Source organism: Azospirillum brasilense (assembly GCF_003349955.1).
GTDB classification, from domain to species: domain Bacteria; phylum Pseudomonadota; class Alphaproteobacteria; order Azospirillales; family Azospirillaceae; genus Azospirillum; species Azospirillum brasilense_B.
Map to the genome: position 1 here is coordinate 55931 of NZ_QLKQ01000011.1, position 13984 is coordinate 69914.

Below are 13984 nucleotides of genomic sequence, written 5' to 3' on the forward strand. Positions count from 1 at the left end.
CGCCTCAATCCGTGTAGGGGGCGAACGCGTCCGCCGCCCGTTCCGCCGAGCCTTCGATCTCGGTCATGGTGACGAGGTCCAGCAGGTTGAACCGCCCGTCATGGTGCCAGCCCGCCTCGGGCGCGGTCATGCGGCCGAGCGCGCAGAGGCGCGTCACCCCGACCGCCCCCAGCGCCCCGGCGAGCGCGAACAGCTCCTCCGGCGACGCGGCGATGCCAACGGTCTGGAGGAAGGCGCGGTAGGGCGCCAGCCCCGGCACCGCCTCGGCCAGCCGGTCCACCGCCACCACCGTCACCGTGCGGTTCAGGCCGCATGGCGAGAGGCCGTCCGCCGCGTCGGTGTAGGCGACGGCCCAGCTTCCCGCCGGATCGCCCAGCAGGGCGCGGCTGGGGTCGGCAAAGCCCTTCGTCTCCTCCGCGTTGCGCCAGGACGCGACGCTGCCCGCCTCGCCCATCGACAGGGGGCGGCGCGGGAACTTGCTGCCCAGCGCGTCCAGCTCGTGCGCCAGATAGCCGGCGAATTCGCGCGGCGACACCCGCCCGCCACGCTCCACGAAAAAGGTCTGGGGCGAGTAGCAGCCTTGCTGGTCGTAGCGCGCCACGTCGTAGGCCGCCTGCCGCGCCGCCGCCCCCGCCTTCCCGGCGTCGAGCGCGGAGCGGGCGACCATGGCGAAGCTGATCTTGTGCCCGTAGGGCAGGAAGCGCGTGGTGATCGGCACCCGCGCCCGGATGGCCTCCAGCGCGTCGTTGCCGCCATAGGCGACCACCGTGTCGGCACGGGTCAGCCACGCGCGTTCCGCCGCCACGTCGCCGCCCTTCCACCAGACGATGGCGATGCAGTCGGCCAGTTTGGGGTCGATCTCCGCCAGGATTTGCGCGAACCAGCCGGCGAACAGCGGCTCGGCGCTCGGCAGCTTGCCAACCGTTCCGGCCTTGACCAGCAGGCCGGAAATCAGGCTCCACAGCGGCAGGCCCGGCACGTTGCCCGCCCAGACATGCAGCAGAAGCTCCGGCCCGAAGGCGCGGGCGAAGCCGCCCTTGGGCATGGGCTGGAAATCGTCGAGCACCGCCGGGTTGGCGAAATCCTCGGCGATGAACTTCCGCAGCTCCGGCCCACGGAAGGTCTTCAGATAGCCGGTCAGCCCCAGCCGGACCATTTCGGCGTCGTAGCCGGTGACCAGCGGCAGCAGCCGTTCCGCCTTTTGCCGCCACGGGTCGCCGCGGTCGAGCAGCCGGGCGACGGCGCGGTCGATGGTGGCGGCGATCTCGGCCACGGTGCGGCTTTTCAGGTAAATCCGCGCGTTGGCGCGCACCCGCGTTGCCAATTCGGCGACCTGCGCCTCGCTCAGCACCGGCACCGCCACGTCGAGCGTCTCGGCGCCGCGCCGGAAGGTCAGCGTCCGCCAGTCCACCGCGTCGGCGGACAGCCCCGGCAGATGCCCGGCGCGCTCCATCACGCCAACGGTCATTGGGCCCGCGCCGCTTTGAGGAAGTCCTCGACCGCCATGGAGCAGCCCTTGGCGTCCGCCCCGTCGGCCCGGCCGAGAAGCTGGAAGCCGCCCTCCACCTCGACCCCCGCATCCTCGGTCAGGATGGCCGACGCGCAGTTGAAATGGGCCAGATCGTGATGGACCAGCACGCCGACGCTGCCGCGCGGCACCTCCTGCCCGGTCAGCGGGTTGATGACCCGGCTGCGGATCCAGTGCGGGCCGGACTTCACCGACGGGCAGGCCTCGTTGCCGTCGTCGTAGAACTGGGTGCTCAGCTCCGTCATGCCGTACATGTTGATGCACAGACGGCGCGGCACGCCGAAGGTGGCGGACAGGCGGCCGTAGAACTCCTCCGCCGCCATCTCGCGCGACTGGCCCTTGAAGCCGCCGGTGTCGAGGATGCGGCTGCCCGGCGGCAAGGCGAAGCTCCGCCCCCGCTCGGCCAGCGCGTCCATCAGATGCACGACGCTGAAGCTCGCCCCCAGCAGGGCGTAGGGTTCGCCGGTCGCCTCGACGCGGGACAGCGCCTCGATCGCCCCGTCCACGTCCAGCCCGGCGTCGGAGACGAAATAGCGGCTCTCATCCGTCCCGAATTCGCTCTTGGCCAGCGCCAGATAATGGGCGAGCGAGGAGTTGGGCATCGCCTGCTCGGTCGGGAACAGGATGCCCATGCGCAGCCGATCATGCTCACCCATAAAGCGGCGGCGGAAGTTGACGGTCATCGAGCGGTCGTAGACCGCCAGCGTCGGGTGGTGGCTCTTGCCCCGCACGCCCTTGGTGGTGCCGCTGGTCATGAAGACGTGCGGGCATTCCTCCGGCGGGCGGCCGCTCAGCGTCAGGTCCTTGAAGGCGCTGATCGGCACGGCGGGCACGTCGCGCCAGCTCTTCACCGTGCGCAGGGTGCGCGCCCGCTGGGTGGCGAAGCGGCGGTAGGGGGCGTTGGTCTCGAACTGGTGGGCGAAGACGGCCAGCGCCATGCGGTTGAACGCCTCCTCGTCCGCCTTTCCGGCGGCGATGAAGGCCAGCAGCTCTTCGACAAGTCGGGCTTCGGTCACGTCCGCACACCTTTTGCAGCGCCAACAAACTGTTGCCGGGACAAGCGGTGTCTGGATGGAATGGGGGTACGCCGTGCCGCCCTTCAGTCCCGTCCCTACGCCGGTATGACCCGGATCAGGTTCGATGGGTCACCGCGTTGTCCGGATGAAAGCGCCGGACCGGCGGAGTCTCAGCCTCCTAGCGAGGCCCCCCAGGGAACATTCGCAAGCTAAGGGACCGGCCCCCGCCCGTCAAGGAGGTCGGGTTTAGGGTAAGACCCTCGCATCTGGATTCCCCTCTCCCCAGGGGGGAGAGGGTTGCTAATGCCATATGCAATTCCCCGGATTCAGGCCGCCTTCACCACCTCCAGGACCATGGCGATCTCGTCGATGACGTTGTTCTGGCTCTCCATCGCCTCCATCACCTCCTGGTTCGAGACCTCCCCGGAGGCCAGCTTGTGGTGCCAGCGCGGGGTCGGGGCGTAGGCGATCGACAGGATGCGGAAATCGACGTTCAGATGCATCGCCAGGCGGGTGTTCGGCCAGCCGCGTTCGATGAATTTCCGGTTCTCCTCCATCGAGAACAGGCTCAGCACGTTGGGCGTGATCGGGCGGACGTGGGTCGGGTCGCCGAGATAGCCGTCGCTGCGCGGGTGCGGCACCTTGATGGTGATCCGCGCGCCGTGGCGGCAGACGCGGTACAGCTCCCTCATGATGTTCAGGAACCCCTCGGTCGTCTGGCCCATATGCTCCAGGGCGTGGATGAGCTGGACGTCGGCGACGCTGCCTTCCTCGAACGGCCAGGGCACGACCTCCAGGTCGGCCACGATGTCCGGCCCGAACGTGCCGTACTTGTCCACGTTGACGTAGCCGGGCATCCGGGTGTCGCCGCAGCCGAGGTTGAGCTTGAGGTCCGTCATCGCGCGCGCTTCCCGCCAGCCGAAGTTGTTGCCACGATCGCGACCCTACACCTCCCCCCGCAGCAGCGACAGGGCGGCCATCGCCATCACCTGCGCGGAATGGACCATGTCGTCGATGCCCACATACTCGTCCGGCTGGTGGGCGAGGTCGAGGATGCCGGGGCCGTAGGCGATGCAGTCCTTCAGATGCCCGACCCGCGCGATGTGCTTCTGGTCGTAGGTTCCGGGGGACACCACCTGTGCCGCCGGGCGGCCCAGCACCGTCTCGATGGCCGCCCCCACCGCCCGCACCACCGGCGCGTCGGCGTCGGTCAGGGTGGGCAGGAAGGCCAGCACCTCGCGCAGCTCGTAATCGAAGCCGGGACGCTCGCGGCGCAAATCCTCCAGAATGCCGACGACCTCCGCCCGCACCTCCTCCGGGTCCTCCTCGATCAGGTAGCGGCGGTCGATGACCATGCGGCAGCGGTCGGGCACCATCGGGCTGGGCAGGCCGCCGTGATCCTCCGGCTGGCCGCCATGGATGGCGTTGATGTTCAGGGTGGATTGCCGCGCCCCTTCCGGGACCACCGGCATGGCGGTGCGCTTGGCGGCCAGCCGGGGGATCAGCTCCGTCTCGATCCGGTGCAGCACGGCGCCCATGTGGCGCACCGCGCAGTTGCCGAGGAAGGGCATGGAGCCGTGGGCGACGCGGCCCTTCGTCTCGATCTCCGCCCACCAGACGCCGCGATGGCCGATGCACACGCGGTCCACGTTCAGCGGCTCCGGAATGATGACATGGTCGACCCGCGGGCGGGAGAAGTAGCCGAGCGTCGCCAAGTGCCCGACCCCGCCGTAGCCGCCGGACTCCTCGTCCACCGTGCCGGAGATTTCCAGCGCGCCGGGGAAGGGGATGCCCGCCTCCAGGATCGCCTCGACGGCGATGATCGACGCGGCGATCCCGCCCTTCATGTCGCAGGCGCCGCGGCCGTAGACGCGCCCGTCCTTCACCACCCCTTCGAAGGGATCGACCGTCCAGCCCCGGCCGGCGGGCACCACGTCGATGTGGCCGTTGAAATGCACGCAGGGGCCAGGCTCGCGCCCCTCGACGCGGGCGACGACGTTGGTGCGCGGGTATCGGTCGCTGTCGCCCGGCGCGCCGTCAGCCCGCACATACTCCACGGCGAAGCCACGCCCGGCCAGCCGCCGCCCGAGGAATTCCGCGCAGTCGGTGTAGACGTCGCCGGGCGGGTTCACGGTGGGGATGCGGATCAGGTCGCGGGTCAGCGCGACAAGCTCGTCGCGCCGCTCCGCGATCCGGCGGAACAGCGACTCCCGTTGGTCGAGCGGCATGCATCCCCCCTGCGCACAATTGGTTGTGCGGAAGGATCGGTCATGCCGGCGCGGCTGTCGAGAGGTTCCGCGCCTCACTCCGCCGCATGATGCCGCAGCCGTCCGTCCGGATCGGCCTGCCCGTTGCGGAGCTGCTCCTCGTACCAGCGGCGGTGATGATCCTTGGCCCAGTTCTCGTCCACCACGCCGCTGCCCATGGCGTCGAAGGCGCCCTCCATGCCGATGGTGCCGATGTAGATGTGCCCGATGATCAGCGCGATCATCAGCGCCGCCACCACCCCGTGCGCCACATGGAGGATCTGCATACCGCCGATCCCGGTGACGGCGAAGGGCATCATCAGCAGGAAGCCGGTGAGCGACAGCGCGAAGCCGCCGAACACCACCGCCCAGAAGACGCCCTTCTGGCCGGCGTTGAAGCGCCCGGCCTCCGGATGCTCGCCGGATTTGCTCAGCACGCCGCCGAGCGTCTTCAGCCAGACGAGGTCGGCCTTCTCCGGGATGTTGTCGCGCACCCACAGCACGAAGATCATCAGCAGGCCCAGGACGAAGGGCACGCTGAAGAAGTTGTGCATGTACTTGCTGGCCTCGGCCAGCATCGTGAAGTTCGGGTGGCCGATCAGCGGGATCAGCAGCATGCGCCCGAAGGTCAGGATCAGCCCGGTCAGCGCCATCAGCAGGAAGCTGACCGCCGTCGTCCAGTGGGCGAAGCGGTCCATGCCGCCGAAGCGCGGCACCTGACGCCCCGACCGGCCGCCCTGGATGCGGATGGTGCCACGGATCAGGTAGAAGAGTCCCAGCGCCGCGATCGGTCCCAGGATCAGCGCGCCCGCGATGATCTTCAGCCAGACCATGCGGAACTCGCGCCATTCCCGCCCCTCCGGCTGGACCAGGACGCCCAGCTTCGCGTCCGGGATGCTGATCCGCCCGGAGAGTTTGCCGTCCGGCGTCTGATAGAGCTGCACCTCGTCCTTCGAGGTCGGCGAGGTCGGCCCCGGCGTCTGGTAGAACTGCGCCTGCACCGCCGGGGCGGCGAGCAGCAGAACGAACAGGACCAGCAGGGGGCGCAGGAGCTTCGTCATGTCGCGTCCTTCCCTAGAGACAATGCGCTTTGCGGGGTGCCGCGTCGGGACAGGCTTGCCCCCACCCCGGCCCTCCCCCGCTGTCGCAGGGGAGGGAGTTTCGTCCCCTCCCCTGCAAAGCGGGGGAGGGTTAGGGAGGGGGCAATACCCCCCTCAGCTTCCGCCGGTGCCCTCGCGGCCCGGGCCGAAGGCGTTGCCACGGTCGTTCTCGCGGTAGGCGGTGGTCCAGCCCCAGGCGCCGGAGCCGTAGCCACGGCGCACCACCCGCTCCTTGTAGATGTCGGCCAGAACGTCGCCGTCGCCAGCCATCAGCGCGCGGGTGGAGCACATCTCCGCGCAGAGCGGCAGCTTGCCCTCGGCCAGCCGGTTGGCGCCGTATTTCTGGTACTCCTCCAACGAGTTGTCCGGTTCCGGACCGCCGGCGCAGAAGGTGCATTTGTCCATCTTGCCGCGCCCGCCGAAATTGGTCGCCTGCGGGTACTGCGGCGCGCCGAAGGGGCAGGCGTAGAAGCAGTAGCCGCAGCCGATGCACAGGTCCTTCGAGTGCAGCACCACCCCGTCCGCCGTCTGGTAGAAGCAGTCCACCGGGCAGACCGCGGCGCAGGGCGGGTCGTTGCAGTGCATGCAGGCCATGGAGATGGAGCGCTCCCCCGGCACGCCGTCCTTCAGCGTGATGACGCGGCGGCGGTTGATGCCCCAGGGGATGTCGTGCTCGTTCTTGCAGGCGGTGACGCAGGCGTTGCACTCGATGCAGCGTTCCGCGTCGCACAGGAATTTCATGCGGGCCATGGTCTCGTGTCCTCCTTGCGGCGCGTCAGGCCGGTTCGACGCGGCACAGCGTCACCTTGGTTTCCTGCATGAAGGTCATGGGGTCGTAGCCGTAGGTCGTCACCCCGTTGGCCGGTTCGCCCAGGACGATGGGGTCGGTGCCCGGCGGGTAGTTCTCCCGCAGGCTGTTGCCCTGCCAGTAGCCGGAGAAGTGGAAGGGCATGAAGACCGTGCCGGCGCCGATGCGTTCGGTCACCAGGGCGCGCATCCGCGCCTTGGAGCTGTCCTCCGGCCCGTAGACCCAGACCATGCCGCCGTCGCGGATGCCCAGGCGTTCGGCGTCCTTGGGGTTGATCTCCACGAACATCGACTGCTGAAGCTCGGCCAACCAAGGGTTGGAGCGGGTCTCCTCGCCGCCGCCCTCATACTCGACCAGCCGTCCGGAGGTCAGGATGAAGGGGAAGCGCTGGCGGATGTCGCTGTCCGCGATCTTGAACTGGAGCGAGCGGGCAAGCTGCGGCAGGCGGTAGTCGCGCCGGTCCTCGATCGCCGGGTACTCCTTCACCAGCTCCGGCCGCGGCGAATAGATCGGCTCGCGGTGCAGCGGTACCGGGTCGGGCAGGTTCCAGGCGACGGCGCGGGCCTTGGCGTTGCCGTGCGGCGAACATCCATGCTTCAGCGCGACGCGGATGATGCCCATCGACAGGTCGGTCTGCCAGCTCACCTCGTCCACCTTGTCGCCGCCGATGGCCTGGATGACGCGCATCTCCTCCGCCGTCAGGTCCTTGTCCCAGCCCAGCTTGCGCAGCATCGCCATGGTGAATTCGGGATAGCCGTCCTCGATCTCCGACCCCTTGGAATAGGAGCCGTCGGCGAGCAGGCTGACGCCGTTGCGCTCCACCCCGAAGCGGGCGCGGAAGACGCCGCCGCCTTCCATCACATGCTTGGAGGTGTCGTAGAGGACGGCACAGCCGGGGTGGCGAAGCTCCGGATGGCCCCAGCAGGGCCAGGGCAGGCCGTAATACTCGCCCTTCAGCGGGCCGCTGGTCGCCTGCATGGTGATCTTGTCGAAATCGGCCTGATGCTTCATGTGCATCTTCAGCCGTTCCGGCGACTGGCCGGTGTAGCCGGTGGACAGGCAGCCGCGGTTGATCTCGCGCAGGATGTCCTCGGGCACCGGGCGGGTTTCCTCCACCGTGATGTGCTTGAACATCGCGTCGGCGAAGCCGAACTTGCGGGCCAGCAGATAGATGATGGTGTAGTCGTCCTTGGACTCGAAGATCGGCTCCACGACCTTCTCGCCCCACTGCATCGACCGGTTGGAGCAGGTGCGCGAGCCGTCCGTCTCGAACTGGGTGCAGGCCGGCAGGATGTAGGTGCCGTTCTTGCGGTCCTTGAAGGCGGCGAAGGTGGTCGGGTGCGGGTCGGCGATGACCAGCAGGGACAGCTGCTGCAACCCCTTCAGCATCTCCGGCATGCGGGTGACGGTGTTGCCGCCGTGGCCGAAGACGACCATCGCCTTCAGCGGCGAGGGCTGCTCGATCTCCTCCGGCTTGTAGGTGACGCCGTCGAACCAGCGGGTGGTCGGGATGCCCTTGGCCTCCATCAGCTCCTTGGACCCGAAGCGGCTCTTCATCCAGTCGTAATCGACGTCCCAGACGCGGCAGAAATGCTTCCATGCCCCTTCCGCCAGCCCGTAGTAGGAGGGCAGCGTGGAGACGTCGAGCCCGAAGTCGGTGGCGCCCTGCACGTTGCAGTGGCCGCGGTAGATGTTGGCGCCGCCGCCGGCCACCCCGATGTTGCCCAGCGCCAGCTGCAGGATCGACAGGGCGCGGACGTTGGCGGTGCCGGTGGTCTTCTGGGTGATGCCCATGCACCAGATGACGGTGGACGGCCGGTTCTTCGCCAGCGCCTCCGCCACGCGGTAGAGCTGCTCGCCGGGCACGCCGCTGACCCGCTCCACCGTGGCGGGATCCCACTTCTTCACCTCGGCGCGGATCTCGTCCATGCCGTAGACGCGCTGGCGAATGTACTCCTTGTCCTCCCAGCCGTTCTCGAAGATGTGCCAGAGGATGCCCCAGGTGACCGGGATGTCGGTGCCGGGGCGGATGCGCACATAGTCGGTGGCGTGGGCGGCGGTGCGGGTGAAGCGCGGGTCGATGACGATGAAGGGCGCGCGGTTGTGCTCCTTCCCGCGCAGCATGTGCGGCAGCGAGACGGGGTGGGCCTCCGCCGGGTTGCCGCCGATGATCAGCAGCGCCTTGGCGTTCTGGATGTCGTTGTAGCTGTTGGTCATGGCGCCGTAGCCCCAGGTGTTCGCCACCCCGGCGACCGTGGTGCTGTGGCAGATGCGCGCCTGATGATCGACGTTGTTGGTTCCCCAGAAGGCCGCCAGCTTGCGGAACAGATAGGCGCCCTCGTTGGAGAATTTGGCGGAGCCCAGCCAGAAGGTGGCGTCCGGCCCGGATTGCTGGCGGATCTCCAGCAGCTTGGTCCCGATCTCCTCGATGGCCTGATCCCAGGAGATCCGCTGCCACTGGCCGTCGACCAGCTTCATCGGGTATTTCACCCGCCGCTCGCCCTTGGTCAGCTCGCGCACCGAGGCGCCCTTGGCGCAGTGCGCGCCCTGGCTGATCGGGCTTTCCCAGCCCGGCTCCTGCCCGGTCCAGACGCCGTTCTGCACCTCCGCGATCACCGTGCAGCCGACCGAGCAGTGGGTGCAGACGTTCTTGCGGGTGACGACCTCGACGTTGGGCAGGGTCGGCCCGGCCTCGGCCTTCCGGATCATCGCGGCGGGCAGCGCGCCCAGCGCCGCCATGCCCCCGGCGGCGAGGCCGGAGGTCTTCAGGAAGCCGCGGCGGTCGACGGTTTCCCCCAGCCCGGCGGTGCGCGCAGACAGTCCATTGGCGGACAATCCATTCAGGCGACGGGAGAGGGAGGCGCGGGTGGCGGCGGTTCCGGCGTTGCGCTTGACGAGCATGGGGCGGCCCCTTGGATAAGAAACGTCGCGGTCAGAGTCGGTTCAGCGCGTAGAAACGCTTCACATGGTCGTTGTCGCGGTAGCGGGACCTCATCTCCTCAGGCCCAGGATCCATCGCCTCCGCCGGAGCGGCGCGCAGGGTCGCGGCGGCAGCGGCGGCGCCCGCCGCACCCAGCCCGAGGCCCTTCAACAGGCTGCGGCGTTCCAGCCCGGCCTTGCCGGCTTTCGGGTTGTCGTCACGGCGCATGGATCGTGCCCTCCTGCTGGTCGGCCCCACGAGCCGCCGCCGAAGGGGCGTCGGCGATCATCGCGAAGGCGTTGGTCTCGATGTCCAGGAACAGCCGCCCGAAAGTGCCCAGGGGCCGGTAGAGATGCGCCGCCGACGCCTCCTCCAGGTCCTGGAAGAAGCGGCCCGCCCAGGGGGCGAGGTGACGCTCGAAGAAGCGCTTCTGGCACGGCAGGTCCGGCTCGCCGTCCGCCGTGCCGACGGTCCCGGCGGCCAGCGCGCCCATGATCTCGGCGATGACGGCGATGTGGTCCTCGGGCTCGCTGACGCCGGGAGCGCGCTCGATGCCCAGCGCCTGCATGTCCTCGCGCAGGCGGGCGAGCGGCCGGTCGATCAGGAAGCCGGTGCGGTAGTAGGAGGCGAAGGGAACCAGCTCGCCCCGCGTCACCCCGAGGAACAGCTCGTGATACTCGCGCTCGGCCCGGTGTTCGCCGTCCGGGGCGTCGGCGAGCGTACGCGCACGTACGGCCAGATCGCTGATGGCCCGGCCGAGCGGCGAACCGTCCCCGGCCAGCGCCCCGATGGTGCCCAGCAGGTCGCGCGACGGCGGGCGCGCCAACAGATGGGCCAGCAGGCCGTACGCCTGCGCCCGCAGCCGATCCGCGTCGTCGATGATGGCCGTTTCCGCCATGCCCTTGCCCCGCTTCGCCTTTTCCGTGGCCGGTCAAGGTCCGGCTCATCAGGCACAACAGCGGGACTGCACAAAAGTTGCGCGGTCCGGGCGGGGTGGTCTTGCCCCAACCCTAAGCATTGCCCCCTCCCTAACCCTCCCCCGCTTTCGCAGGGGAGGGGACGGACGCCGCTTCGCCTAAGGCACCCTCTCCCGCGCAGCGGGGGAGGGCCGGGGTGGGGGCAAGACTCTCACTTTCCTCAGACTCGCCCTCCCCAGCAACCACCACCTCCTCCGGCTTCTCCTCCTCCGGCGGCTTCTCGTCGGTGGCGATGCGATCCAGCAGGTCGGCGATGCGGTCGGTGGCGAGCAGCCTGCCGTAGCCGGGGGCGTTGCAGTCCCAGTCATACTCGGCGAAGCCACGGAAACCCGCGATCACGGGATCGCTGGTCCAGGCCTTGCGCAGGGCCTGCCGTTTCAGCTCCTGCGGGACGTTGCCGGCGAGGAAACCGGTGTAGTCGCTGTCCGCGCCCAGGCTCTCCACCGGCGGCAGGCTCTCCGGGTCGAAGGGTTCCGGCGGCGGAACGGCGATGGCCTGCGGCTCATCCGCCGCGTCCCGCTCCTCCTGCGGCTCGGGGGCCTCGACGGGTGCCCCGCGCGCCTCCTGCTTGCGCCGCGACCAGCGGGACAGAAAGGTTTCGGATCCGTCATCCAAGGCGTGGTCATCCATGGCGCTGCTCCTTCCCAGGGTGAGCAAGCGGAGCGCGGCGGGCCAGCGCCTCCGGGTCGGCACGGTCGCGCTGGCGCTTGTGGAAGGGACGGTCGGTGTGGTGGCGGGCCACGAAATCGCGCATCCATCCGGCCAGATCGGGCGGCAGGGGGATCGCCTCGATCAGGTCGTCGCCCGCGTCGGAATGGGCGTCGACCTCGCCGGGATCGACGGTGACGGCCAGCAGCCGCAGCCCCGGCGCCTCCGCGCAGCGGCGCAGGATGACGTAGAGCATCGGCTGGCCGCCCTTCAGATTCGCGACGTAGTTCTCCGTCTCGCCGGGATGGAGCGCGATCTCCGCCGCCCCCGCGTAATAGCCGGTGCGCTCGCCGTCCTGCGCCAGCACCGTCCAGGGCGCGCGGTCGGGCAGCGCCGGGAGGGCGCCGGTCACCCGCCAGCGGGCGTCCACCCACGGGTTGTCGATGCGCTGGCGCTCCACCGCGATGCCGACGCCGCGCGTTTCGGCCGCTCCGCTCATGACCGCGTCCCTCCAGCCGTGTGAACCAGCCGCCGTTCCCAGACCCGCCGCACCGGCTCGAAGCCCGCGTCCATCCAGCGGTCGATCCAGGTCAGGAAATGCCGGGTGAAACTCTCCAGAACCGCCACGGCGTCGGTGTCGCCGAAGCCCTCCTCGCGCAGCGCCGTGCGGTCGGGGTGGCGCCCCGGGTCGGGATCGTCAGGATCGCCCAGGACGTCCAGCTCCGCCCCGACCACCGCCCAGGCGGGAAGCCCGTCCTCGGCGCCGGGGCCGAGCGCGACGGTCACCCCGCCAACCACCGCGCCGTTGAGCAGCAGGCGGCCCGCGCCGTCGAAGCGGATGCTCTGGTTCGGTGGCCCCAGCGCCTCCAGCGCGTCGGCCAGCGCGACCAGGGTGACGGCGGCGAGGCCGTCCCCGGCGTCCGGGCGGTCGGGGACCAGCACCACCGCCACGTCCAGCCGGTCGCGCCGGCCGCTGTGGACGAGCGTGCCGGGCGCCGCCCCCTCCCCGGCGAAGCGGCGGGCGGTGGCGAAGGGGCCATCGGCCTCGGCGGGCCAGGGCTGGAAGATGGGCGGCAGGGTCGGGGCGTCGGTCGGGTCCATGCCCCTGATAACGCGCGAGCGGGAGGGTTGGTGCCAACGCCTGTTGGGGGAAGGGACGGCCCTGTCACCCCTTCATCCAAAAGGAGTCCGCCGCCTTGCTCGCCGCCCTCATGTCCACCGGCCTCATTTCCTCCGGTCTGGTCGCCGGAATGCTGATGACCGGCAACGTCATCGCCCAGGAAGTCAACAAGGAGTCGCTGTCCAACGACATCAAGGTGCAGCAGAGCCAGGAGCCGCCGCCCAACCAACAGGGTGTCCGCGCGCCCAAGTCCAGCACCAGCGACGAAACCCAGGGATCGCAGCTGCAGCAAGCCCTGGCCGACCTCCGCCGGGCGCCGCCCGATCTCCAGGGCAACCCGGTGCCGCGCCCCAACCAATGGGCCAGCGAACCCGACATGGGGCACGAGCCGACCCGCTCCGAGAACCCCTCCGACCTGAGCAGCCAGGAAGCCAAGTAGGCCGGGCCACGGACGATTCCCAAGGCGCATCCTTTTCCCCTTGATATGCTCCAATCGAGCATTTATGGTTTTGCTCACAGCGAGTATTAAAGGAATGCGCCATGCGCGATACCACCGGCCTTGCCTACACGCCCGACATCGCCGCGGCGACGCAGCCGATCTACGAGCGCATGAAGCGCGTGGTCCCCGCCGTCGAATGGCCGTTCCACGCCCCGCTGGTCCATGAGATCAACCGCCTGAAGCGCGAGCGCAACGCGGTGATCCTCGCCCACAACTACCAGACGCCGGAGATCTTCCACGGCGTGGCCGACATCGTCGGCGACAGCCTCGCCCTTGCCGCCCGTGCGACCGAGACCGACGCCGACGTGATCGTTGTGGCCGGCGTGCATTTCATGGCGGAGACGGCGAAGCTGCTGAACCCGGCCAAGACGGTGCTGATCCCCGACACCGGAGCGGGCTGCTCGCTGGCCGAGTCGATCACCGCCGTCGACGTGCGGCTGCTGCGCGAGCGCTATCCGGGCGTACCGGTGGTCGCCTACGTCAACACCTCGGCCGACGTGAAGGCGGAGGTGGACATCTGCTGCACCTCCGGCAACGCGGTGGAGGTGGTGGAATCGCTGGGCGCGCCGCGCGTCATCATGCTGCCCGACGAGTATCTGGCGAAATACGTCGCCACCCAGACCAGCGTCGAGATCATCGCCTGGAAGGGCCATTGCGAGGTGCACGAGCGCTTCACCGGCGACGAGATCCGCGAGTTCCGCGGGCGCTTCGACGAGCTGGTCGTCATCGCCCATCCGGAATGCCCGCCCGACGTCCTGGAAGCCGCCGACTTCGTCGGCTCCACCGCCCGCATGGTCGATTTCGTGGCGGACCGCCGCCCGCCGCGGGTGCTGATGGTCACCGAATGCTCGATGAGCGACAACATCGCCGCCGCCGCGCCGGAGACGGAGTTCGTGCGGCCCTGCAACCTGTGCCCGCACATGAAGAAGATCACGCTGGCGAACATCCTGGACAGCCTGCGCACGCTGGAACCGCGGGTGACCATCGCACCGGAGGTCGCCGACCGCGCCCGCCGTTCGGTGGAACGGATGCTGGCCGTCAAGCCGCGCTGATCCCGCATTCCCTCTCCCCTCTGGGGAGAGGGTCAGGGTGAGGGGGGTGCGCGTTACGGTACGTCCGGCG

General features: G+C 69.4%; 14 protein-coding genes and 1 riboswitch. Of the genes, 2 read left to right on the forward strand and 12 right to left on the reverse strand.

Annotated features, from left to right (window positions below):
* Nucleotides 1–4: 4 nt before the first annotated feature.
* From DXK32_RS07315 to DXK32_RS07370, 12 genes are all read right to left on the reverse strand, one after another.
* Nucleotides 5–1468: an acyl-CoA reductase gene (locus tag DXK32_RS07315; protein WP_247877022.1), complete on the reverse strand. Its 1464-nt coding sequence runs from the start codon at nucleotides 1466–1468 to the stop codon at nucleotides 5–7.
* Complete coding sequence (locus tag DXK32_RS07320) at nucleotides 1465–2544, reverse strand: long-chain fatty acid--CoA ligase (protein ID WP_114857904.1); 1080 nt, start codon at nucleotides 2542–2544, stop codon at nucleotides 1465–1467. The genes DXK32_RS07315 and DXK32_RS07320 overlap by 4 nt, the downstream gene beginning before the upstream one ends.
* A 74-nt stretch (nucleotides 2545–2618) precedes the next feature.
* A riboswitch (TPP riboswitch) is annotated at nucleotides 2619–2748 on the reverse strand.
* A 122-nt stretch (nucleotides 2749–2870) separates the two neighbouring features.
* A complete protein-coding gene (locus DXK32_RS07325; protein WP_114857905.1) occupies nucleotides 2871–3443 on the reverse strand; it encodes a class I SAM-dependent methyltransferase in 573 nt (190 codons plus the stop codon).
* Nucleotides 3444–3488: 45 nt separating this feature from the next.
* Nucleotides 3489–4772: an acetylornithine deacetylase/succinyl-diaminopimelate desuccinylase family protein gene (locus DXK32_RS07330; RefSeq protein ID WP_114857906.1), complete on the reverse strand. Its 1284-nt coding sequence runs from the start codon at nucleotides 4770–4772 to the stop codon at nucleotides 3489–3491.
* A gap of 74 nt (nucleotides 4773–4846) precedes the next feature.
* Nucleotides 4847–5851, reverse strand: coding sequence for a formate dehydrogenase subunit gamma (locus DXK32_RS07335; RefSeq protein WP_114857907.1), 1005 nt, complete (start codon nucleotides 5849–5851; stop codon nucleotides 4847–4849).
* A gap of 153 nt (nucleotides 5852–6004) precedes the next feature.
* Nucleotides 6005–6640 (reverse strand): formate dehydrogenase FDH3 subunit beta, encoded by a 636-nt coding sequence (gene fdh3B, locus DXK32_RS07340; protein ID WP_114857908.1) that lies wholly within the window; start codon nucleotides 6638–6640, stop codon nucleotides 6005–6007.
* A 25-nt stretch (nucleotides 6641–6665) separates the two neighbouring features.
* The gene (locus DXK32_RS07345; RefSeq protein ID WP_114857909.1) at nucleotides 6666–9599 is read right to left on the reverse strand and encodes a formate dehydrogenase subunit alpha; all 2934 of its coding nucleotides are present in this window, start codon (nucleotides 9597–9599) and stop codon (nucleotides 6666–6668) included.
* Nucleotides 9600–9630: 31 nt separating this feature from the next.
* Nucleotides 9631–9846 carry a twin-arginine translocation signal domain-containing protein gene (locus tag DXK32_RS07350; protein WP_114857910.1) on the reverse strand — a complete coding sequence of 72 codons (216 nt, stop codon included), beginning with the start codon at nucleotides 9844–9846 and terminating at the stop codon, nucleotides 9631–9633.
* The gene (locus DXK32_RS07355) at nucleotides 9836–10516 is read right to left on the reverse strand and encodes a TorD/DmsD family molecular chaperone (protein WP_114857911.1); all 681 of its coding nucleotides are present in this window, start codon (nucleotides 10514–10516) and stop codon (nucleotides 9836–9838) included. The genes DXK32_RS07350 and DXK32_RS07355 overlap by 11 nt, the downstream gene beginning before the upstream one ends.
* Nucleotides 10517–10646: 130 nt before the next feature.
* Nucleotides 10647–11225 (reverse strand): DUF3306 domain-containing protein, encoded by a 579-nt coding sequence (locus DXK32_RS07360; protein WP_114857912.1) that lies wholly within the window; start codon nucleotides 11223–11225, stop codon nucleotides 10647–10649.
* Nucleotides 11218–11742 carry a DUF3305 domain-containing protein gene (locus DXK32_RS07365; protein ID WP_114857913.1) on the reverse strand — a complete coding sequence of 175 codons (525 nt, stop codon included), beginning with the start codon at nucleotides 11740–11742 and terminating at the stop codon, nucleotides 11218–11220. Before DXK32_RS07365 ends, DXK32_RS07360 begins: the two co-directional genes overlap by 8 nt.
* Nucleotides 11739–12344 (reverse strand): biotin/lipoate--protein ligase family protein, encoded by a 606-nt coding sequence (locus DXK32_RS07370; protein WP_114857914.1) that lies wholly within the window; start codon nucleotides 12342–12344, stop codon nucleotides 11739–11741. The genes DXK32_RS07365 and DXK32_RS07370 overlap by 4 nt, the downstream gene beginning before the upstream one ends.
* Before the next feature lie 95 nt (nucleotides 12345–12439).
* Between DXK32_RS07370 and DXK32_RS07375 the strand changes: the two genes are divergently transcribed.
* Entirely contained in the window at nucleotides 12440–12802 is a 363-nt protein-coding gene (locus DXK32_RS07375; protein WP_114857915.1) for a hypothetical protein, read from the forward strand.
* A gap of 101 nt (nucleotides 12803–12903) precedes the next feature.
* Nucleotides 12904–13914, forward strand: a complete 1011-nt coding sequence (nadA, locus tag DXK32_RS07380) for a quinolinate synthase NadA (RefSeq protein WP_114857916.1) — start codon at nucleotides 12904–12906, stop codon at nucleotides 13912–13914.
* The last annotated feature ends 70 nt before the right edge of the window (nucleotides 13915–13984 follow it).